Source organism: Mesorhizobium sp. M8A.F.Ca.ET.165.01.1.1, from assembly GCF_004792065.1.
In the GTDB taxonomy this organism is placed as follows: Bacteria; Pseudomonadota; Alphaproteobacteria; order Rhizobiales; family Rhizobiaceae; genus Mesorhizobium.
Window position 1 is genome coordinate 765,228 of record NZ_SRTH01000003.1, and the last position, 21,076, is coordinate 786,303.

Genomic DNA, 21,076 nt, shown 5'->3' on the forward strand with positions numbered 1-21,076 from the left:
CTGGCTGTACCCGGCATGCCGGAAGTCAGTGCTTGGACTGCCGTTTCGGCGCGTAGCGCCCGTCCGGCTTCTTGTCGAACATTTCCTTGATCTGCGGATGGCGGACGGGTTCTCCCGACTGATCCTCGAGCAGATTCTGCTCGGACACATAGGCGATGTATTCGGTTTCCGAATTCTCGGCGAGCAGGTGGTAGAACGGCTGGTCCTTGCGCGGCCGTACGTCGGCGGGGATGGCTTCGTACCATTCGTCGGTGTTGGCGAATTGCGGATCGACGTCGAAAATGATGCCTCGGAACGGGAACAGCCGGTGGCGAACCACCTGTCCGATCGCGAATTTGGCCGTTTTCATCGCACTCACCACTGAATTCCTTGACTTTATTTGGCGCAGACTCCGCATCAATTCAATCCCAAGCGTCTGAGCGCCTTCAAAATACGCGGAATGTGCAGCAAAGGTTTTTGGTGAACGTCGCGATACCGCGGCAAAATCCGCAGAATCGCTACCGCTGCCGCGTCGGCTTCCGAAGGCCACCTGCAAGCGCCGCAAAGCCGCTGCCGGGACGAAGCCCTTCGCGCATGAAGAAAGCGCGCAGCGGTGCAAAGCCGCCGAGCATGCCGAGACCGGCGCCGCGCGCCACCTGTGCGGGCAACATGTCCGAAAGCAGCGATATGTTGAGCAGATTGACCGCGCTGCTGCGCGCCAGAATATCGGGCCGGCGCTTGAGATCGTATACAGCAAGGGTAGCGGCAGCCCCCGGATCCTCACGATTTTCCCGCGCGATTCCAACCAGATCGTCGATATCCCTGATACCCAGGTTGAGGCCTTGCGCGCCGATCGGCGGGAACACGTGCGCCGCTTCGCCGACAAGCGCCACCCGCTGCGCCGCGAAACGCAGGGGGGTCACCGTCGACAACGGATAGATCTGGCGGCCCGGCTCCACGGTTACCCGGCCTAGCATCGACTGCATCTGCCGTTCGACCCGCAGCGAGAGCGTTGCGTCGTCCAACGCGGCAAGCTCCTTCGCGGTCTCAGGCTTGACCACCCAGACAAGGCTGGAGCGATTGCCCGGCAGCGGAACCTGCGTGAAGGGGCCAGTCTCGGTATGGAACTCCGTCGAGGTGAAGCCATGTTCGTGGCTGTGGCCGAAATTGAGGACGAGCGCCGCCTGAGGGTAGGCGCGCGCCGCCGTCGAGATGCCGGCGGCCTCGCGGGCCGGCGACAGGCGGCCATCGGCAGCGACCGCAAGCGACGCATCGATCTCGCTGCCGTCAACCAGCGCGGCGTGAGCTTTGGCGGCGCCGAGATGCCAGGCCTTCACCATCGATCTGCGCCATTCGATCCCGGAATGCGCGGCCACCTTGCCGGCAAGCGCGGGTCCAAGGATGCCGTTGGGCAGGTTCAGGCCGAACCGTTCCTCGTCGATCTCGCTGGCGCGGAACGTGACGACGGGACTGCGGATCAGCCTCCCGGTCGCATCGACAATACGCATCACCTTCAGGGGTGCGGCCTTGGGCTCGATGTCCTGGAGCACGCCCAGCCGTTCGAGTACTTTCAGGGCAGGCGTCATGAGCGCCGTGGTGCGACCGTCGAGAGCCGAAACCTCAGGCCCGGCAATCGTCACCGGAAAGCCGGCATCAGCGAAGGCAAGCGCGGCGATCAATCCCGCCGGCCCGGTGCCTGCGATCAGTATCCGCGCTGTTTCCTGATGCTCCAAGATCGGCTTCCGGCTTGCTGTGCGAGGCGGCCATCAGGCCTGCCCAGTCGAGAGACGCATATAGGGCAGATCATGCGGCTTGATCAACGCGGCGATTCGGCCCATTCGAGTGTCATGACCGGCCAACAGGACGATTTCAGCCACCTCGACCGCGCCGGCCGCGCCACGGCAAACGTCGCGCGCAAGCCGCGCTGGACGGTCAACGTCGTCGTCGGTGCAAGCATCGCACTGGCCTGGCTGCTGCTTGCCGCGATGGCGATTCGCGGCGCCGAGGCCCAGATCGGCGCGCCAGGCGACACTTTGTTGCGTAACTTGCCGCAACTGCCGTTACCGGCCGCGCTCGAACGGTTCTTCGTACTCTGCCTTTCACCTGCGCCGCTGGACGCTAGCATCGGCCCGCGTACCCTAGCGCTCATCCTCATGTGGTTTCTCATGGCGATCGGCGCGATGCTGCCATCCGCGGCGCCAATGATCCGCACCTATTGCGAGATCGCCGATACGGCGCGGATCAAGGGGGAGCCAGTCGTCCATCCGCTGGTGCTGGTTGCCGGCTACCTCAGCGTCTGGCTTGCCGCCTCGATGCTGTTTGCGGCACTGACACTTGCCGTCCACGCATTCGCCGCCTCCGGAGGGATATTCGATCCGCTGCTTGGCGCTGCCGGTGGGCTCGCCTTGCTGGTTGCCGGCCTCTACCAGTTCAGCGGCCTCAAGGAGGCCTGCCTGAAGAAATGCCGGAATCCGTTCTCGATCCTGTTTTCGAACTGGAGCGCGAGAACCGTCCGCGTCTTCCGGCTCGGCGTCGCGCAAGGCATCTGGTGCCTCGGCTGCTGCTGGGCATTGATGCTGGTAATGTTCGCAGTCGGCGTGATGAACGTCTTCTGGATGGCGCTGATCGGCGTGTTCACCCTGATTGAAAAACAGACGACGGGCAGTCTTCCAACCCGGCTGGCTGGTGCGATACTGCTTGTCTGGGCAGCCGCGCTGCTAGTAGTCTCGCTATGAGTGGGGGAAATTCGATGGCAGATCAGAGCTGGGCAATGAAAGGAGAGCTCGTACTCTCCTGCAATTGCACGGTTTTTTGCCCTTGCGTGCTGTCGCTTGGCAGCCATCCTCCGACTGAGGGCTACTGCCAGACCTGGGCGGGTTTTCGTATCGACGCCGGCCATTTCGGCGAGGTCGACCTCTCCGGGCTCAATCTTGGGCTGATCATGGAAATCCCCGGTTACATGAGCCGTGGCAACTGGACCGCGGGCCTGTTCATCGACGTCAGGGCCTCGGTCTACGCGGTCAAGGCCTTGACCAAGATCTTCACTGGCAAAGCCGGCGGGACCACGTCGCTGCTCTCGATCCTGGTCGGCAAATTCCTGGGCATCGAACAGGTGCCGATCACCTACGAGACGCGCGACAAGACGCGTATTTTCCAGATACCGAAGATCATCGACGGGGCGGTCACGCCAATCGGGGGCAAGGACCGCGAGAAGGATACGGTGATCACGAATTCCGAATACTGGATCGCGCCGGAGATCATCGTGGCCAGGTCCGACAAGAGCAAGATGCGGGCCTTTGGCCGCAACTGGAATTTCGCCGGCCGCTCGGCCGAGATATGCAAGCTGGATTGGCGGGGCCCGTGAGGAAGAACACAAAGGCCCGCAAGATCGCCGAGAAGATCACGGAACGGATTCCGCGACCGAAGAAGAAGGTCACCTGGCCGCAGGCGCGCGCGTTTTCGGTGCATTTGCTGACCGCTTCCGGTTCGTTCCTGGCTTTCCTGTCGCTGGTGGCGGCGAGCGAGGAGCGCTGGACGGCCATGTTCTGGTGGCTGGGGCTGGCGCTGTTCGTTGACGGCATCGATGGGCCGATCGCCCGAAAGCTGGAGGTCAAGGAAATCCTGCCGACCTGGTCGGGCGAACTCCTCGACAACATTATCGACTATGTGACCTACGTGCTGATCCCGGCCTTCGCGCTCTATCAGCGCGGTTTCATGGGCGAAGGCCTGTCGTTCCTGTCGGCGGCGATCATCGTGGTCTCAAGCGCGATCTACTACGCCGACACCGGCATGAAGACGAAGGAGAATTTCTTCAAGGGATTCCCGGTGGTCTGGAACATGGTGGTGTTCACGCTGTTCGTCATCGAGCCGGGACAATGGGTTTCGTTCGCCGTGGTGGTGGTGGCCGGCATTCTGACTTTTGTGCCGATAAACTTCATCCATCCGGTGCGGGTGAAGCGGCTGCGGCCGATCAATCTCGGCATGACGCTGTTGTGGTGCGCCTTCGGCGCGCTTGCGCTTGCGCAGGCGGCGCTCGCCGCCTTCTACGACGAGATCGGCGTGCTGGGTGAGCAGGTCAGCACTTTTACCAAGATCGGTATTACCATCACGGGGCTCTACCTGGCCTGCATTGGCGGCATTATGCAGTTCTTTCCAAAACTCGGCGCCAAAAAGGCCTGATCAGCCGCTCTTCAAGGAATCCTGTCCATGTCCAAAGCCATCCGAATCCACGCCAATGGCGGCCCCGAAGTCCTGACTTACGAGGACACCGATCCCGGCCAGCCCGGTTCGGGGCAGATCCTGATCAGGCATACCGCGATCGGTCTCAACTTCATCGATGTCTATCATCGCTCGGGCCTCTATCCGCCGCCCGGCGGATTTCCGCTCATTCCCGGCAGCGAAGCCGCCGGCGTGGTGCTGGAAGTCGGCCAGGGCGTCGACTGGTTGAAGCCGGGCGACCGGATTGCCTACGCCGTGACGACGGGTGCTTATGCGCAAGAGCGCGTCATCGATGCCAGAAAGGTCGTCAAGGTGCCGGACGGCATCAGCGACGAACAGGCCGCCGCCATGATGCTGAAGGGCATGACCGCGGAATATCTCCTGCGCCGGACCTTCAAGGTCAAGGCAGGCGACACGATCCTGTTTCATGCCGCGGCCGGTGGCGTCGGGCTCATTCTAGGCCAATGGGCAAAACACCTCGGCGCAACGGTCATCGGCACCGCCAGCTCCGCCGACAAGATCGAACTGGCCAAGGCACACGGCTTCGACCATGTCATCAACTACAAGGAGCAGGATTTCGTCGCCGGCGTCGCCGCCATCACCGGCGGCAGGAAATGCGACGTCGTCTACGATTCCGTGGGTAACGACACATTCCCGGCCTCGCTCGACTGCCTGAAGCCGCTCGGCATGTTCGTCAGCTTCGGCCAGTCCTCGGGACCCATCCCGCCGTTCTCGATGTCGCTGCTGGCGCAGAAGGGCTCGCTGTTCGCAACGCGGCCGACACTGTTCGTCTACAATGCAAAACGCGAGGACCTCGATGCCTCCGCCGCCGCATTGTTCGAGGTCGTGCTCAGTGGTGCCGTCGCGATCAAGATCAATCAGCGCTATGCGCTGAAAGACGCGGGCAAGGCGCATCAGGATCTTGAGGGACGCAGAACGACAGGCACGACCATCCTGGTTCCCTGACGATAGTCTGCCTTGGTTTTCAGCGTCCCGCCGCAGCCGCGGGCTTGGTTTGCACGAAAAGTCGGCCAGCCACATGCTTGTGCGAGGCAGGCTGATCTTTGCCCTTGAGTTTCCGCTGAAATTCTTGAAGCTCTTTCAAGTCGGGTGCTGCTTTCGCACGAGAGCCGGCCGCGCATACGATGCTTGCGGGAACACAGAACATGTCCGGCAATCCGGATGGGAGGCACTGTGAGTGCAAATCATGATGGAGCGAACCTGCTCGAGGTTCGTGGCCTGACCAAGATATTCGGCACGCTGACGGCGTGCGACCATATCGACCTCAACATCGCCAAAGGTGAGATCCACGCTTTGCTCGGCGAGAACGGCGCCGGCAAGTCGACGCTGGTCAAGATGCTGTTCGGCTCGCTCGAGCCCAATTCCGGCGAGATTTTCTGGAACGGCCAGGCGGTGCGGATCACCAGCCCGGGGGCTGCCAAGAAGCTCGGCATCGGTATGGTGTTCCAGCATTTTTCGCTGTTCGAGGCGTTGACGGCCGCCGAGAACATCGCGCTGTCGCTGGATGACGGCTCGCCGATCAGCAGCATCGCGGCCAAGGCGAGGGCGCTTTCCTACAGCTATGGCCTGCCGCTCGATCCGGAATCGCTGGTCGGCGACCTTTCGGTCGGCGAGCGCCAGCGCATTGAGATCATCCGTTGCCTGCTCCAGACGCCGCAACTCATCATCCTGGACGAGCCGACATCGGTGCTGACGCCACAGGAAGCCGACAAGCTGTTCGAGACGCTGGAGCGGCTACGCGCGGAAGGCAAATCGATCCTCTACATTTCGCACCGGCTCGAAGAGGTCAAACGCATCTGCGACCGCGCCACCGTGCTGCGGCACGGCAAGGTGGTCGGCCACTGCAACCCGCGCGAGGAGACCGCCTCATCGCTCGCCCGCATGATGGTTGGCAGCGAGGTGCAGGCCGTGGTGCGGGCGCCGGTCGAGGGGATCGAGACCGCGCAGCCGCTGCTCGAAATCCGCGGCCTCAGCCGCAAGCCGGCAACGCCGTTTTCCATTCCGCTCAAGAACATCAGCCTCAATGTCCGCGCCGGCGAGGTGATCGGCATTGCCGGCGTCGCCGGCAATGGCCAGGGCGAGTTCTTCGAATCCGTCTCCGGCGAGGTTTTGCAGCAGGATGCCGCCTCGGTGCGCATCCGCGACAAGGACGCCGGCGGCCTCACCATCACCGGGCGGCGCCTGCTGGGAGCGGCGTTCGTGCCGGAAGAGCGCCTTGGCCATGGAGCGGCACCGCGCATGAAACTCTCGGAAAACCTGCTGCTGTCGCGCCATGCCACCGACGGCAAGGCTTTTGTCGGCACCGGCGGCATGGTCAAGAGCGGCGCCGTCTACGCCGCATCGCAACGCATCATCGAAGCGATGGATGTGCGCAAGAGCGCGCCGGATCCCGAAGCGGCGGCACTTTCGGGCGGCAATCTGCAGAAATTCATCGTCGGCCGCGAGCTCGACCGCCGCCCAAGCGTGATGGTGGTGAACCAGCCGACATGGGGCGTCGACGCCGGAGCCGCGGCGCACATCCGCCAGGCCTTGATCGAGCTCTCTCGCAGCGGATCGGCCGTACTGGTGATCAGCCAGGATCTGGACGAGCTGTTCGAGATATCGGACGCGATCGCGGTCATGCACAATGGCGAGCTCTCGAAGCCGATGCCGATAGCCGAAGCGACTTTCGAGAAGGTCGGCTTGCTGATGGGCGGCGCCGAACCCGGCCACGCCGAACATACGCTGGAGACGGCATGATGCGCCTCGAACTCGTCAAACGCCCGCAGCGCTCGGCGCTGTTTTCGATGCTGTCGCCGTTCATCGCCTTCGCGCTGACCATCATTGCCGGCGCCATTATGTTCGCGCTGCTCGGCGTCAACCCGCTCAACGCGTTCCATATCTACTTCATCGAGCCGATCAGCCAGGTCTGGCAATTGCACGAGCTGGCGATCAAGGCAGCCCCCCTGATCCTGATCGCGGTCGGCCTGTCGGTCTGCTACAAGGCCAACATCTGGAACATCGGCGCCGAAGGCCAATTCATTTTCGGTGCCATCTTCGGCTCCATCATTCCGGTGCTGTTTCCGCAATTCGAAGGCCCGCTGGTGCTGCCGCTGATGCTTCTACTCGGCATGGTCGGCGGTGCGGCCTATGCTGCGATCCCGGCCTTGCTGAAGACCCGGTTCTCCACCAACGAAATCCTCACCAGCCTGATGCTGGTCTATGTCGCGCAACTCTTCCTCGACTGGCTGGTGCGCGGGCCGTGGCGCGATCCGCAGGGACACGGCTTTCCACAAACGATCCAGTTCGGCGACTCGGCGGTGCTGCCGGAACTGATGCCCGATGCCGGGCGCGCCAATTGGGGCTTCATCTTCGCGCTGGTTGCCGCGGTGCTGATCTGGATCCTGATGGGCCGCATGCTCAAGGGTTTCGAGGTCCGCGTGCTGGGCTCCAGCCCGAGGGCAGGGCGTTTCGCCGGCTTTGGCCTCAACCGCATGGTGTTCTTTGCCTTCCTGCTGTCGGGAGCACTGGCCGGCCTTGCCGGCATCTCGGAAGTCTCAGGCGCCATCGGGCAATTGCAGCCCGTGATTTCGCCCGGCTATGGCTTCACCGCTATCATCGTGGCCTTCCTCGGTCGCCTCAATCCGCTCGGCATCGTCGCCGCAGGCCTGGTGCTGGCGCTGACCTATCTCGGCGGCGAGGCGGTGCAAAGCGCGCTCGGCATTTCCGACAAGGTGGCGAGGGTGTTCCAGGGCATGTTGCTGTTCTTCGTGCTCGGCTGCGACACGCTCATTCATTACCGCATCCGATTGATCGGCCTGGCGCTGACCAAACAGGAAGTCCCCGCTAAGCTCGAGGCCGCGCCAAAGTTGAAGGAAGCCCGCTGATGGACATTACCGTCAACATCCTCCTGACCATTGCCACGGCGGCGACGCCGCTCTTGATCGCTGCGATCGGCGAACTGGTGGTCGAACGTTCCGGCGTGCTCAATCTCGGCGTCGAAGGCATGATGATCATGGGTGCCGTCGGCGGCTTCGGGGCCGGCTACCTGACCGGCTCGCCCTGGATCGGCCTCCTGGCGGCAATCATCATGGGAGCGCTTTTCTCGCTGCTGTTCGCCGTCATGACGCTGTCGCTGGCCACCAACCAGGTGGCGACCGGATTGTCACTGACGCTGCTCGGCCTCGGCCTCTCCGGCATGATCGGAACGCGCTTCGTCGGCCAGCCTGGAGTCCGGCTCCCCAACCTTGATATTCCCGGCCTCAGTTCGCTTCCGATCGTGGGCAAACTGCTGTTTGGCCAGGACCCTGTGTTCTATATTTCGATCGCGCTGACGGCCGCGGTGATGTGGTTCCTGTTCAAGACGCGTACCGGGCTGACGCTGCGCTCGATCGGCGACAGCCACACGTCAGCGCATGCGCTTGGCATCAAGGTCATCCGCTACCGCTACCTCGCGGTCATCTTCGGCGGCGCCTGCGCCGGTCTTGCTGGCGGGCATCTGTCGCTCGTCTATACGCCGCAGTGGGTCGAGAACATGTCCGCGGGCCGCGGCTGGATCGCGCTCGCACTGGTGGTGTTCGCATCCTGGCGGCCGTGGCGGGTGCTGGCCGGCGCCTACATCTTCGGCGCGGTGTGGATCGGCCAGCTTCATGCACAGGCTTTTGGCATTCCGGTGCCCTCGCAGATGCTTTCTTCTCTGCCCTATCTGGCAACCGTCGTGGTTCTCGTTCTAATCTCGCGCAACAAGCGTCTGACGATGATGAACACGCCGGCATCCCTGGGGCAGCCATTCGTTCCGGATCGTTGACAACAAGAACAAGACGGGAAGCTCCAAGGCTTAACTCAGAGAGGTAACACAATGAAAAAACTGCTTATTGCCCTGATGACCACGACCGCCGCAATGTCGCTGGCGGCGTCCGCGCAGGCCGCCGACAAGTTGAAGGCGTGCTGGGTCTACACCGGCCCGATCGGCGATTTCGGCTATTCCTACCAGCACGACCAGGGCCGCCTCGAGGTCGAGAAGGCGCTCGGCGACAAGGTCGAGACCGCCTATCTGGAGAACGTCTCCGAAGGCCCAGACGCCGACCGTGCTTTCGAGCGTCTGGCGCGCGAAGGCTGCAAGATCATCTTCGGCACCTCGTTCGGTTTCATGGACGCCGAAGTGAAGGTCGCCAAGAAGTTTCCCAAGGTGATGTTCGAGCACGCCACCGGCTACAAGACCGGGGATAATCTCGGCATCTACAATGCGCGCTTCTATGAAGGCCGCTACGTGCTCGGCCAGATCGCCGCCAAGGAATCGAAGTCCGGCGTCGCCGGTTACATCGTCTCCTTCCCGATCCCGGAAGTGGTGATGGGCATCAACTCCTTCATGCTCGGCGCACAATCGATCAACCCGAACTTCAAGGCCAAGATCGTCTGGGTGAACTCGTGGTTCGATCCGGGCAAGGAAGCCGACGCCGCCAAGGCACTGTTCGACCAGGGCGCCGACATCATCGTCCAGCACACCGACTCGACCGCTGCCCTGCAGGTGGCCGAAGAGCGCAAGCTGCACGGCTTCGGCCAGTCGTCCGACATGATCAAGTTCGCGCCGAACGCGCAGTTGACGTCGCTGACCGACGAATGGGGCCCGTATTATATCAGCCGCGTACAGGCAGCCATCGACGGCAGCTGGAAGCCGGACAATGTCTGGCTCGGCATCAAGGACGGCGCGGTCAAGCTCGCGCCCTACACCAACATGCCCGACGACGTGAAGGCGATGGCCGAAGCGAGCGAAAAGAAGATCGCCGGCGGCTGGAACCCCTTCACCGGACCGATCGCCAAGCAGGACGGCTCGGCGTGGCTCAAGGACGGCGAGGTCGCCGACGACGGCACGCTGCTCGGCATGAATTTCTACGTCAAGGGCGTCGACGACAAGCTGCCGCAATAGACGGCAGAACATATTTCGATATGGAGAGGGCGCCGCGAGGCGCCCTTTTCATTTGGATGGAGAAGCTGACGGGAGGCTCAGACGGCCGAGCCGTAGAGGTCGTAAGCATCGGCGCGCTCGATCTTGACGGTGACGATGTCGCCGGCACGCATCGGGCGGCGCGACTGGATGTGGACCGAACCATCGATCTCGGGCGCGTCATATTTGGTGCGGCCCTTCGCAGAGGTGCCGTGCGCCTCGTCGATCAGCACCGGCAGACGCTTGCCGACCTTCCTGGCCAGCTGCGTCGCCGAGATCTTCTGCTGGCGCTGCATGAAGCGATGCCAGCGCGCTTCCTTGACCTCCTGCGGTACCTGCTCGAGGCCGAGATCGTTGGAACGGGCGCCTCTGACCGGCTCGTATTTGAAGCAGCCGGCGCGATCGATTTTCGCTTCATCCAGCCAATCGAGCAGCATCTCGAAATCATCGTCCGTTTCGCCGGGAAAGCCGACGATGAAGGTCGAGCGGATGGCGAGATCCGGGCACACATCGCGCCAGCCGCGAATGCGCTCGAGCGTCTTCTCGCCGTGGGCGGGCCGGCGCATGTTCTTCAGCACCTGCGGCGAGGCGTGCTGGAAGGGGATATCCAGATAGGGGAGGATTTTTCCATCGGCCATCAGCGGGATGACGTCGGCGACATGCGGGTAGGGGTAGACATAATGCATGCGCACCCAGATGCCGAGCTTGCCCAGTTCCTCCGAGAGATCGAGGAACTTCGCCCGCACTTCGCGATCGCCGAACATGGACGTCCGGTATTTGATGTCGATGCCGTAGGCGCTGGTATCCTGCGAGATGACGAGCAGTTCCTTGACGCCGGCCTTGGCCAGTTTTTCGGCTTCACGCAGCACATCGGCCGCCGGCCGCGAGACGAGATCGCCGCGAAGGGCTGGAATGATGCAGAAGGTGCAACGGTTGTTGCAGCCTTCCGAGATCTTCAAATAGGCGTAGTGGCGCGGCGTTAGCTTGACGCCCTGCGGCGGCAGGAGGTCGATGTAGGGATCGTGCGAGGGAGGGGCCGCCTCATGGACGGCGGCCATCACGCTCTCATAGGCCTGCGGTCCGGTGATCGCCAGCACGTTGGGGTGCTTCTCGCGGATCACGTCCGGCTCGGCGCCCAGACAGCCGGTGACGATGACCCTGCCGTTTTCCGAAAGCGCGGAGCCGATGGCGTTGAGTGACTCGTCGCGGGCGGAATCCAGGAAACCACAGGTGTTGACGACAACGAGATCGGCGCCGTCATGCTTGCGGGCGATCTCGTAGCCCTCGGCCCGCAGACGCGTGATGATGCGCTCGGAATCGACAAGGGCTTTGGGACAGCCGAGACTGACGAAGCTGACGCGTGGGGCGGACATGGGCAATTTTCCAATGGACGCGAACCGGAAACATCGATCCGGCCCGCAGTCTCGACATATAACGGTTTGCATGGCTCCTAGCAGGAGCTCAATTCGGGCGGCGCAATAGCACGGCTTCCTCAATCAGGCAAACGGAGCCCTGCGGCTCCGCCTGGGCGTCAGTGCCCGCTTGACCCGAACCAGGGTGACAGGAAGGCGAAATGATCGGGGAATTGCTGCACAGCCCCATCAAGCAGCATCTTGACCGCGACATAGAGGATGATGACCAGGCCGATATAGGCAATCCAGCGGTATTTGTGCAGCAGGCGCGCGACGAACGACGCAGCAAAGCCCATCAAAGCGATCGACAGCGCCAGCCCGACAATCAGCACCGTCGGATGGTTCATGGCCGCGCCCGCCACGGCCAGGACATTGTCGAGCGACATAGAGACGTCGGCGATGACGATCTGCCAGGCGGCCTGCGAGAAGGTTTTGCTCGGCCCCTTGCCGCCAATGACGCCATCCTTGTTGAAGTCGCCGTTCGACAGCGCTTCGGTGGCGTCGCGCTCCTCGTCGTGGGTGACCCGCAATTCGCGCCACATCTTCCAGCAAACCCACAGCAAAAGCAGGCCGCCACCGATAAGCAGCATGGGACCAATGGTCAGCAGCCATTGCGTGATCAGGGCGAAGAAAATGCGAAGAACGGTGGCCGCCGCGATGCCGACCAGAATGGCTCGCTGGCGTTGGCTGGCCGGCAAGCCTGCAGCGGCGAGGCCGATGACGATGGCATTGTCGCCCGCGAGCGCAAGGTCGATGGCGATGACCTGAAGGAGAGCCGAAAAGCCGGCGGCGGTAAATATTTCCATCGACCTGGAAGCCCTTCGTCGAGTGTTCGTCGTCGATCGTCCGAACGGGCCTAAAGGCATGGTCTGCTGGCGTCAAGCCGCAGCACCGGACAACGCTGGAAAACCATTTTCGTGGTGGTGGAATTACGGAAGATTCTCAACATGCGCCGGCGGCAAGCCAATGCGGGCAAGCCCGCGAGAACTAATCGTAGAGATTGTACTTCGGCCAGTCGGCTTCAGGGATCTCATCCCCGATCCGATAGCGGAGCTGGAGAACTTCCATATGATCCGGCCCCGTCTGGCATTTGAACTTCAGCCGATACCACTGTCCCTTGCTGCGGAACGCCGCACCGGGGCTCCGGATGGCGTCGGCGCTCATCTCTGGCGTCGCGAAGGCGTAGGCGACGACGCGGTCGGCCTTGAACTTGCGATCATCATGGGTGATCCGGTCCAGGACTTCGGCATCGCAACGCTGCTCGAGGCGGGTCTGCGGATCAAGTTTCATCAGTCCGGAGCGCAAGGCGTTGTCCATCGCACTGGCCGGAAAAGCCAGCGTCAGGGACGCAATGGCCATCATGCATAGTGTCTTCATGGGCGGGACAAGCAGCATGTTTTGTCTGAAAAATCAACCAACAGGGGCGGTTCATGCTCGGCAAACCCCGGTATTCAGAGGCCCGGCGCAATCAAAATCTCGTGTCGGGCTTCATCATGCGGGACCTGCGGCCAACGAACCAGCGAGGCGCGGCCGGCATCCGTGAGATCGTAAAGACCACGCTCGACCCTTGCGAACCAGCCATAGACATTGTGCAGCAGAATCTTCGGCGCGATCGGCGTCAGGCCTTTCAGATCGCGCGGCCGCTTGGGGCCGTCCGCAAGCGCGGCGGCGCAGGCGAGGGCGCTCTGCCGGTAGGCGGTCATGATCGGGGTGCGCGATCCGCCGCCGGCGACAGGATCGCCGCGGCGGCGCTGGTGCTCGTCGACAAGGCGAGAACGCCGTCGCGCATTCTTGCGTGGCGCCACGGCGATCGGACTGAGAAGCAGTTCGACCCGATCATGGGCGGTTACGCCAATCAGGCCGAAGCCGAGCCGGCGGCAAAGGTTGCGGAACCTGGCGTCGCTTTCGCGCCCCTTGCCCCGCGCCGACATGCGCGCCGCCAGCCACACTTCATCGCAAGCAGCCGCACGGTCGACGCCCTGCAGAACCAGTTCGAGATTGAACTGCAGCTTCAACTCGCAGATGACGACAATCGGCGGCTCCCCCTCGCGCAACGCGACGATATCGCAGCCGCCGATTTCCCCTTTCACGACGAAGTCGAGATTTTCCAGGAAACGCTTCACCGGCGCATAGAGTGAGGTCTCGTTCATACCGCAAGGTCTAGCCGATTCGACATGAAAAGCCTCGCAGGCGAAATGGTGTGTCGCGTGCCTGGGCCAGAGCGGGGATTCCGGAAGCGGCGAGGCAGGGCTCAGGAATGAAGTTCTGCGAGGAAAGCCAACAGCACGCGGTTGAACTGGTCGGGACGCTGCAAGGGCGCGAAGTGACTGACCTCGGGCAGCATCACCAATTCCGATCCCGGTATGCTGCTGGCCAGATAGGTGGCGTGCTCGTCCTTGATAAACTCGTCGTGCTCGCTTTGGACGACCGCAACGGGCACGCGGATCTCTCCCAGCTCGGTGGCGCCATAATTGGGTTCGCTCTTCATCATCAGGCCGACAGCTTTGACAAATGCATCGAATTGATCTGGCGTGGCCGACAGCTCGGCATAGTCCTTTTTGTGCCGGCTGAAACACCGCTCGATGACCGGACTGGCCTCGAAGTCCTTCGTGCCGCTGGGATCCATATTGCAGCCGAAGAAGAACACACCGGCGATGCGATCGGCGGCCTTCATGCCAAGGATCAGCGCAACGCAGGCGCCATCGCTCCAACCTACAGCGATGGCCTTGTTCAATTGCAGGCGATCCATCACGGCCAGGACATCCGAGGCCATCAGCTCGTATTTGCATGGCCGTTCGTCGCGGGTGCTGCGTCCATGGCCACGGCTGTCGATGGTGACGACCTGATAGCCGCGCTCGACCAATGATGGGACCTGAAATCCCCAATTGCCGCTATGGCCAAGGCCGCCATGCAACAAGATCACGGGAAACCCCGCCCCAAAGGTGGCGTACCAGATTCTCGCACCCTCATGCTCCACATGGCCTTCGTCCGCCGCGGCCGGCAAAGGAGCGGCACCATGCGCTTCGAATTTGGTGAGGTCGTCATCGCGATAGTCCATGCCGAAACAGCCTCTTGGCAAATGCGCAGGGCTTATGTTTATCGCCGGCCCCCACCGAGACCAACCCGCAAGGCAATTTCTGCTGCCATCAGGCGACACGACAGGGGAGATTGCATTGCCTAAGGGCCGATATTGACCGCACCTGTTGCCGTTCGATCCTGCTTGTTTCGCGCCGGCTGATTTTCGTGGAGGGCTTCGCCGTCACGCACTGCCCGATCCGATCGTGTCCTGCGGCGCCGCAGCGGATAGCCGATCTGTCCGAAGTAGCTGGAGGGGACTGGATCGTCGACGCCATATTTCTCAGGCACTTTGTTGCCAGTCGCATTGTACGTGCCGAACACCACGTCGAGGAAGGGCAACTGTCCGGCGAAGTTCTTGTCGTAGGCTTCGCGCTGGTTGGCATGGTGCCAGCGATGGAACTGCGGGCTGGCGATGAGCCACTTCAAGGGGCCGAACGGAATCCGCAAGTTCGAATGAACAAGCAGCGTGTGCCAGAAGTAGATGATGGAAAAGACAGCGATCGAGGCTTCGGAGAATCCGAGAAAAAAGATCGGTGTCAGCGAAATTGCCTTCGTGACGATGGCGTCGACGGGATGAGAGTGGAATGCGCCGAGCCAATCCAGTTCCTCAATGCCGTGATGAACCGCATGGAACTTCCACAGCGCGGGGATTTCGTGAAACGCACGGTGTGCCCAATAGACGCCTATATCGGAAATCACGATGATTTCGGCGACCTGCAGCCAGATGGGCTGGCCGCCGACCGCAAGCGTTACCGATCGCGGGATCAGCATCGCAGCGGCTTCGAGTGCGTTGGCCGCTATCAGAATTATTACTGCCTTTACCACGAGGCCGTTGAACAGCACGTAGATCAGGTCGACACCCAGGCCCTTGCGCAGGATCTTCTGCGGTCGCTCGGCAAACAGATGCTCGAACGGAATGAAGATCAGCGCGCAGATCAACAGCCCCTTGATGCCAAAGATATCCATTCGACCGCTATCGCCTTGCCTTTGGTCAGCGCACCCGGCGCTTCAGCTCCCGAACAGAACCACATTTCTCCTTTCCAAAGGCTTGATGCCGACCGCTTGCATCGTTCCTCGCTTGTCATGTGACAAACGCGCTCGCCGGGTGTCACATCCGTGTCGCAAGCTGGCGCTACCTGGTCGGCGCGCGCTTGTCGAACGCAGCGCAACGCGCGTCCTCCCAGGACTAACCCCTCCGGTCCCTGCCGGCGGGGTTTTTCATTTCCAGAACCATATTGTCGGTCGCGAGTTGTCCTTGCTATTATGGCATTACGGTCAGCACAGGGACGCCCATGACGGACGCGAGTGAAATGAGTGCGATCGGCGACACCCTCATGAGGATCGTCACGCCCGGCATGTCTCCCAAGCAGCTTGTCAAAGCCGCCCGGAAGGCCCACCCCAAGGCCTCGAAGAAGGATATTGCCAGAGCAGCCTTCTTCTCGATCATCGCAAACGCGGATCAGGACATCGGCAAGGCCAGGAACCTGCAGGCATTTGCCATCGCGGAGCGCACACAGCAGTCGGACTGAGCAGGTCGCCGCTTGGCATGGCGTGGGCTTGCCGTCGTTGCGTGATCACGCCTTCATCGCCGCGCATATGCCGCCCGGCAGGCCGACATCACGGTATCGCGCAGCCAACGATGGGCCGGGTCGGCGTCCATGCGAGGATGCCACATCGCCGATATCTTGAACTGAGGAATGGGAAGCGGGAGCTCGAAACTCTCGAGACCTGCCGTGATGGCGTGGTCGCCTGCACTTGTGCTGCCGAAACACGAGCCCGGCACGGTCGCGACCAGATCCGACTGTCGCACAATCCGTATCGCATCGGGGTAGCCGGGCACGACAACCACGACGGTGCGTCCAAGGCCGAGCTTCTGCAAGGCGCCATCGATCGGCTCGGCGACATTGCCTTCCCGTGACGCCACGACATGCTTGCAGGCGGCATAGCGTTCGGGCGTAACGCCGGCGTCTGTCAGAAGCGGATGTCCAGCCCGGGCCACGCCGACATATTTGTCGTGGAACAGGAACTGGGTGCGTATCTCGGGCGCGGACGTTCCAAGCAAACCGATCTCCAGATCGATGAGGCCTTCCCGAAGCGGGCGCGCGTCCTTGTCGGGCTTGGGTGCGAAGCGTAGGCGGACACGAGGCGCCGCACGGGTGACCGCATTCACGACCGGGCCGGCAAGGAATTCCAGGAACGCTTCGCTGGCGCGAATGGTGAACGTCAATTCGAGCCCGGCCAGGTCCACGCGCATGTTTTGCGGCCGCAGGACTGATCTTACATCCCGGGTAACTCATGGACGCGATCGCGCAATTCCGTAGCGTGCGGCGTGGGCACAAGTTCGCGTCCGGCTCGCACGAGCAGCGGGTCGCCGGTGGCAGCGCGAAGTCGTGCGAGTGTCCGGCTCATCGCCGAGGTGCTCAAGCCGAGCCGGCGGGCCGCCCCCGTCACGCTGCCTTCGGCGAGCAAGACGTCGAGCGCTACGAGAAGGTTCAAGTCCACATTGTCCATGGCACACAGCCTTATCGCAGGTGTTTTGCCAGACATAGCGTCGGATGCAACCATAGTTTGAATCTGGCGCGCCTGGCGCATGGCTTCCGCTTGCCCATATCTGCGGTCACCAACCAACGAAAGAGATCGCCCAATGCCCGCAAGCGTTTTGAACACCCCGTCAGGTACAGTCCTCATCATCGGCGCGTCGCGCGGCCTCGGCCATGCAATGGCGGCCGAGTTCCTCGGGAAAGGCTGGAACGTCATCGGCACGGTCCGGGAAGGCGGCCGGACCAAGCTGCACGACCTCGCGGACGCGTTCGAAGGCCGGCTCGAAATCGAGACAGTCGACATCTGCGAACCCGATCAGGTCACGGCCTTGCGCGACCGGCTGTCGGGCAGGGTGTTGGACATGGTGTTCGTCAATGCCGGCGTGAGCAACAACCCCGCTGAGACGATCGCCGATGTGACGACCGACGAGTTCGTGCGCGTGATGATCACAAATGCACTCAGCCCGATGCGTGTTCTCGAGAGCCTGGCGCCATTTGTTCCAGCTGCCGGCCTGATCGGCGTGATGTCGTCCGGGCAGGGGAGCATCTCCAACAACGAGACAGGTCAACGTGAGGTCTACCGGGGCAGCAAGGCGGCGCTGAACATGTTCATGCGAAGCTTCGCCGCCCGCCATGCCGCAACATCGCGTGCCATGGTGCTGATGGCGCCCGGCTGGGTCCGTACGGAGCTGGGAGGGCCGGATGGAAGGCTGAGCATCGAGGAAAGCGTGCCGAGCCTCGTCAACGTTCTGCTTGCCAGGAAGGGAAGCCAGGGATTGCACTATGTCGACTATCTCGGACGCACCGTCCCCTGGTAAATCCCATCGCGATGCCTGCGCGGCGACGAGCGCCAGCTTGTCCGCGGCCACACGAAATAAAGTGGTACCGCGACCGCTGGCGGCTTCTGCATCTGGCCCTTATTGAGCCGCCGTCATGGCGATGAGCTTTCGGACCTGGACGTACTCTACGCAGTGAACAGGAAAATCCGGCCGGGTGGCCTTCGCGCAGTCTTTCGCGGTGGCGACAGGTTCATTCAGCGGAACGCTCGATGCCTGCGTGGACGCTGATGAAAAAAGCAGCGTTTGGGTGGTCAATGCCGAGACGGCAGCGACTTGTATGAGAAGCGCGGCGAAGGCGATATTTTTGAGCATGCGCGACAACGCGCCTACCTGCTACAACGTTCCAGTTAGTCGGGCCGCTTTGGGGGCTTTCTTACTTCAACCGCCCATCTTGCGGCGGCGTCCCACGTTATTTCGGGCATTTTGCTCCCCCACGTCACCTGGTCGAAACCGATTTTCCGGGCAGGGGTCACAGGCGTACATTGCCGTCGTTCTGGCGGAGGGAGTGTCATTTAAACCCACGTCCGTTAACGTTTGCCGCCGCACCAGAAACCTGTTGAATCATAAGGGTTTTCGCGGTTCTTTGTTTGGCATTATCCGTGCCAGTCCGCTAACATCATGCTCCGAAGTTAGGAACGGAGTTGCTGATTTGGTCCGCTCGCTCAACCTTCTTGCTGAAACGACCATCCGGGCAAAGGAAATGAAACCTGGCCGCTACAGCGACGGCGGCGGGCTTTACCTGATGGTGAAGAGGGGAGGCACCAAGTCCTGGACCTTCGTGCACTTCAAAGGCTCTGGAAAAGGTCGTGAGTGGAAGGAAGCCGGCTTAGGCTCCTATCCCTCCGTCTCGCTGAAAGACGCGCGCATCGCCGCCACCAATTGCCGCGACCGTCTGCGCCGTGGCCTCGAACCGATCGACACAGAAGTCAAAGCGGAAAAGCCGACCTTCGGGAAGAGCGCCGACGATTTGATAGCGGCGGTCGGGAAGGGCTGGCGCAACGCTAAGCACAAAGCCCAATGGGAAATGACGCTCGGCGACGCTTACTGCAAGCGGATCCGCCCAAAGCAGGTAGATACCGTCGACACAGCCGACATCTTGGAGATCCTTAAACCCATCTGGCTAGAGAAGCCCGAGACGGCACAACGTCTGCGCGGACGCATTGAGCGCGTTCTTGACGCGGCTAAGGCGGCTGGTCATAGGTCTGGCGAGAATCCAGCTCTGTGGCGCGGGCATCTTCAACACCTGCTGCCGAAGCGCAAGAAGCTGTCTCGCGGCCATCACGCGGCGATGCCATATGTCGACGTGCCGGCTTTCGTGCAGCGTCTTCGCGCATCTGAAGCCATGTCGGCGAAGGCGATGGACTTCCTCATCCTGACGGCTGCTCGATCGGGTGAAGTTCTCGGCGCCGCTTGGCCGGAAATCGACTTCGTTGAAAAGCTCTGGACTGTGCCAGCGGAACGGATGAAGGCGGGCATCGTCCATCGCGTGCCGCTCACCGATGCGGCATTGAGCATCCTTAAGCCGCTCTACGAAGCCCGCATCAACGATTATGTCTTCCCAGGGGAAAGCAAGCGCCGTGAACATGTGCCGCTTTCAGTCATGGCGATGACAATGCAGATGCGGCGCATGGAGGTTGGCGAGTTTACACCGCACGGTTTCCGCTCAGCGTTCCGCGACTGGTGCGGGGATCAAACCTCGTTCCCTCGCGAAGTCGCCGAAGCAGCTCTCGCTCACAGGGTCGGCGATTCGGTCGAAAACGCGTACCGGCGAAAGGATGCCTTGGAGAAGCGTCGCAAGCTGATGGCGGCTTGGGCAAATTATCTGAAAGCACCCGCCGTGCGAGGAAACCTATGCCTTGTTGGGGGAAACCAGATTTAGCTCCACCTGCCGTCCGTGGACTCTTGACGGGCGAATCCTGGAAGCCAATACTGCTATCTGAGGGACCGGACCTGTGTGTTCGCGGCTTGATTCTGAGGTGGCCGCGATGCTGCGTGGAACGCAGTGGTTCGCCTTATTCCGTACATTAGCCTGGTGGGGCATTAAAGGCGATTTGGCATCGAGTCATTTTGCCGTACGCAATCCCGAGAACCAAAAGCGAACATGGGTGGTGATAACCTGTGAAAAACGTGGCCAGCGATTTGGCTAACCGACTGATCTTTAATGGCAAAATTCAAGCCTGTGGAAACCGGGTATTGCTGGATTTGGGGGTCGTCGCCGAGTCGTGATTCTGCTAATATGTCCGCATTGATTTGTACTCGTCTCAACGGAACGAAAGGAAGGAAATGTCTGCCGCACCAAACGCGTTTACGGTCGCCGATTTTTGCGACGCGTACGGCATCCGCCGAAACTCTGCATATTTGGAAATGAAGGCGGGTCGCCTGGAGTATCGGAAGGCCGGCCGCAAGACGCTCATCCGCAAAGTCGACGCTGACAAGTGGCTCGACAGTCTGCCGAAGGGAAACCCCGAACCGGTATCGGCAGGGGAAGCTTGAGCGGTTTGCAGACCGCTCAAGCAATCTGCCCCTAAATTTCACAACCCCTCCCAGGGATGTTCCGAAAAAGGAAACAGACAATGCAGCCTGTAGCAGGCGCGAAGGCGTCCGTTAATTCACATTCAAAAACAGCGAACAGAAAATTCGCCATTACGGTCAAGATCGAGCCAGATGGCCGCACCGTCAAGCTCGACGGGCGGGCTGCATGGATGATGAAGCAGTTGATCAGTGCGGGGAAGCGCGGGCTTACTACGCTTGACCTGCCGGCCGGCATCAGAGTTGGCCACTGCGTTTTTTTGCTGCGCCGAGCCGGATTCATCATCTCGTCTCCGCGCGAGAGTCACGGCGGCCCTTTTCCGGGTACTCATTCTCGCTATTCTTTGGCGACGGCAGTTACCGTAGTTGACAATGTGACGGTGGCGGCTTGAGCGGCGTCGCTAACGGCGAACCGGGGGGCGCCACTGCCCCGGTTACTGAAGCCGCCCAATGGTTGGCCACAGGCGGCGCCGACAAGGCCCATGCCGTCCTTCCTCAGATTCGCAAGCGTTTCAACCTGTCGGTCGCCGAAGCCAT

Annotated in this window: 22 protein-coding genes and 1 pseudogene; 13 read left to right on the forward strand and 10 right to left on the reverse strand. The window is 61.7% G+C overall.

Features of this window, described 5'->3' with window-relative positions; genetic code table 11:
• Positions 1–25 precede the first annotated feature (25 nt).
• Positions 26–349, reverse strand: coding sequence for a heat shock protein HspQ (gene hspQ, locus EN808_RS13095; RefSeq protein ID WP_167531432.1), 324 nt, complete (start codon positions 347–349; stop codon positions 26–28).
• Positions 350–497: 148 nt separating this feature from the next.
• A complete protein-coding gene (locus EN808_RS13100; protein WP_135915994.1) occupies positions 498–1,712 on the reverse strand; it encodes a UbiH/UbiF family hydroxylase in 1,215 nt (404 codons plus the stop codon).
• A 72-nt stretch (positions 1,713–1,784) separates the two neighbouring features.
• Here EN808_RS13100 and EN808_RS13105 point away from each other — a divergent pair, with 72 nt between their 5' ends.
• The 8 genes from EN808_RS13105 (at position 1,785) to EN808_RS13140 (ending at position 10,123) form a co-directional block, all read left to right on the forward strand.
• Entirely contained in the window at positions 1,785–2,714 is a 930-nt protein-coding gene (locus EN808_RS13105) for a DUF2182 domain-containing protein (protein WP_135915995.1), read from the forward strand.
• A 14-nt stretch (positions 2,715–2,728) separates the two neighbouring features.
• The gene (locus EN808_RS13110; protein ID WP_127872429.1) at positions 2,729–3,343 is read left to right on the forward strand and encodes a DUF1326 domain-containing protein; all 615 of its coding nucleotides are present in this window, start codon (positions 2,729–2,731) and stop codon (positions 3,341–3,343) included.
• Positions 3,316–4,158, forward strand: a complete 843-nt coding sequence (pcsA, locus tag EN808_RS13115; RefSeq protein ID WP_127280773.1) for a phosphatidylcholine synthase — start codon at positions 3,316–3,318, stop codon at positions 4,156–4,158. The genes EN808_RS13110 and pcsA overlap by 28 nt, the downstream gene beginning before the upstream one ends.
• 27 nt (positions 4,159–4,185) lie before the next feature.
• Positions 4,186–5,163 carry a quinone oxidoreductase gene (locus EN808_RS13120; RefSeq protein ID WP_135915996.1) on the forward strand — a complete coding sequence of 326 codons (978 nt, stop codon included), beginning with the start codon at positions 4,186–4,188 and terminating at the stop codon, positions 5,161–5,163.
• Between the two features lie 216 nt (positions 5,164–5,379).
• The gene (locus tag EN808_RS13125; RefSeq protein WP_189524105.1) at positions 5,380–6,957 is read left to right on the forward strand and encodes an ABC transporter ATP-binding protein; all 1,578 of its coding nucleotides are present in this window, start codon (positions 5,380–5,382) and stop codon (positions 6,955–6,957) included.
• Entirely contained in the window at positions 6,954–8,084 is a 1,131-nt protein-coding gene (locus EN808_RS13130) for an ABC transporter permease (RefSeq protein ID WP_127872425.1), read from the forward strand. The genes EN808_RS13125 and EN808_RS13130 overlap by 4 nt, the downstream gene beginning before the upstream one ends.
• The gene (locus tag EN808_RS13135; protein ID WP_135880352.1) at positions 8,084–9,004 is read left to right on the forward strand and encodes an ABC transporter permease; all 921 of its coding nucleotides are present in this window, start codon (positions 8,084–8,086) and stop codon (positions 9,002–9,004) included. The genes EN808_RS13130 and EN808_RS13135 overlap by 1 nt, the downstream gene beginning before the upstream one ends.
• 51 nt (positions 9,005–9,055) lie before the next feature.
• On the forward strand, positions 9,056–10,123 hold the full coding sequence (locus EN808_RS13140; protein ID WP_127277286.1) for a BMP family ABC transporter substrate-binding protein: 1,068 nt from the start codon (positions 9,056–9,058) through the stop codon (positions 10,121–10,123).
• 77 nt (positions 10,124–10,200) lie between these two features.
• Here EN808_RS13140 and rimO read toward each other — a convergent pair whose 3' ends face one another.
• From rimO to EN808_RS13170, 6 genes are all read right to left on the reverse strand, one after another.
• A complete protein-coding gene (gene rimO, locus EN808_RS13145) occupies positions 10,201–11,514 on the reverse strand; it encodes a 30S ribosomal protein S12 methylthiotransferase RimO (protein ID WP_135915998.1) in 1,314 nt (437 codons plus the stop codon).
• Positions 11,515–11,672: 158 nt separating this feature from the next.
• Complete coding sequence (locus EN808_RS13150; protein WP_135880350.1) at positions 11,673–12,359, reverse strand: TerC family protein; 687 nt, start codon at positions 12,357–12,359, stop codon at positions 11,673–11,675.
• Between the two features lie 181 nt (positions 12,360–12,540).
• On the reverse strand, positions 12,541–12,948 hold the full coding sequence (locus tag EN808_RS13155) for a DUF930 domain-containing protein (protein ID WP_167531434.1): 408 nt from the start codon (positions 12,946–12,948) through the stop codon (positions 12,541–12,543).
• A 56-nt stretch (positions 12,949–13,004) separates the two neighbouring features.
• Positions 13,005–13,703 carry a DUF2161 family putative PD-(D/E)XK-type phosphodiesterase gene (locus EN808_RS13160; protein ID WP_135915999.1) on the reverse strand — a complete coding sequence of 233 codons (699 nt, stop codon included), beginning with the start codon at positions 13,701–13,703 and terminating at the stop codon, positions 13,005–13,007.
• 101 nt (positions 13,704–13,804) lie between these two features.
• A complete protein-coding gene (locus EN808_RS13165) occupies positions 13,805–14,611 on the reverse strand; it encodes an alpha/beta hydrolase (RefSeq protein ID WP_127277294.1) in 807 nt (268 codons plus the stop codon).
• A gap of 119 nt (positions 14,612–14,730) precedes the next feature.
• Positions 14,731–15,597, reverse strand: coding sequence for a sterol desaturase family protein (locus EN808_RS13170; protein WP_127277296.1), 867 nt, complete (start codon positions 15,595–15,597; stop codon positions 14,731–14,733).
• 326 nt (positions 15,598–15,923) lie between these two features.
• Here EN808_RS13170 and EN808_RS13175 point away from each other — a divergent pair, with 326 nt between their 5' ends.
• Positions 15,924–16,160, forward strand: a complete 237-nt coding sequence (locus tag EN808_RS13175; RefSeq protein ID WP_127277298.1) for a hypothetical protein — start codon at positions 15,924–15,926, stop codon at positions 16,158–16,160.
• Positions 16,161–16,213: 53 nt separating this feature from the next.
• Here EN808_RS13175 and EN808_RS13180 read toward each other — a convergent pair.
• A pseudogene (locus tag EN808_RS13180) lies at positions 16,214–17,142 on the reverse strand (LysR family transcriptional regulator).
• A gap of 133 nt (positions 17,143–17,275) precedes the next feature.
• Between EN808_RS13180 and EN808_RS13185 the strand changes: the two are divergent.
• Positions 17,276–17,989 (forward strand): SDR family NAD(P)-dependent oxidoreductase, encoded by a 714-nt coding sequence (locus EN808_RS13185; protein WP_135864829.1) that lies wholly within the window; start codon positions 17,276–17,278, stop codon positions 17,987–17,989.
• 99 nt (positions 17,990–18,088) lie between these two features.
• Here the strand turns inward: EN808_RS13185 and EN808_RS13190 are convergent, their stop codons facing one another.
• Positions 18,089–18,322, reverse strand: coding sequence for a hypothetical protein (locus tag EN808_RS13190; protein WP_127872417.1), 234 nt, complete (start codon positions 18,320–18,322; stop codon positions 18,089–18,091).
• A gap of 337 nt (positions 18,323–18,659) precedes the next feature.
• Between EN808_RS13190 and EN808_RS13195 the strand changes: the two genes are divergently transcribed.
• From EN808_RS13195 to EN808_RS13205, 3 genes are all read left to right on the forward strand, one after another.
• Positions 18,660–19,889 carry a site-specific integrase gene (locus tag EN808_RS13195; RefSeq protein ID WP_245525065.1) on the forward strand — a complete coding sequence of 410 codons (1,230 nt, stop codon included), beginning with the start codon at positions 18,660–18,662 and terminating at the stop codon, positions 19,887–19,889.
• A 404-nt stretch (positions 19,890–20,293) separates the two neighbouring features.
• Positions 20,294–20,503 carry a helix-turn-helix domain-containing protein gene (locus EN808_RS13200; protein WP_135916001.1) on the forward strand — a complete coding sequence of 70 codons (210 nt, stop codon included), beginning with the start codon at positions 20,294–20,296 and terminating at the stop codon, positions 20,501–20,503.
• 80 nt (positions 20,504–20,583) lie between these two features.
• Complete coding sequence (locus tag EN808_RS13205) at positions 20,584–20,931, forward strand: hypothetical protein (RefSeq protein ID WP_135916002.1); 348 nt, start codon at positions 20,584–20,586, stop codon at positions 20,929–20,931.
• The last annotated feature ends 145 nt before the right edge of the window (positions 20,932–21,076 follow it).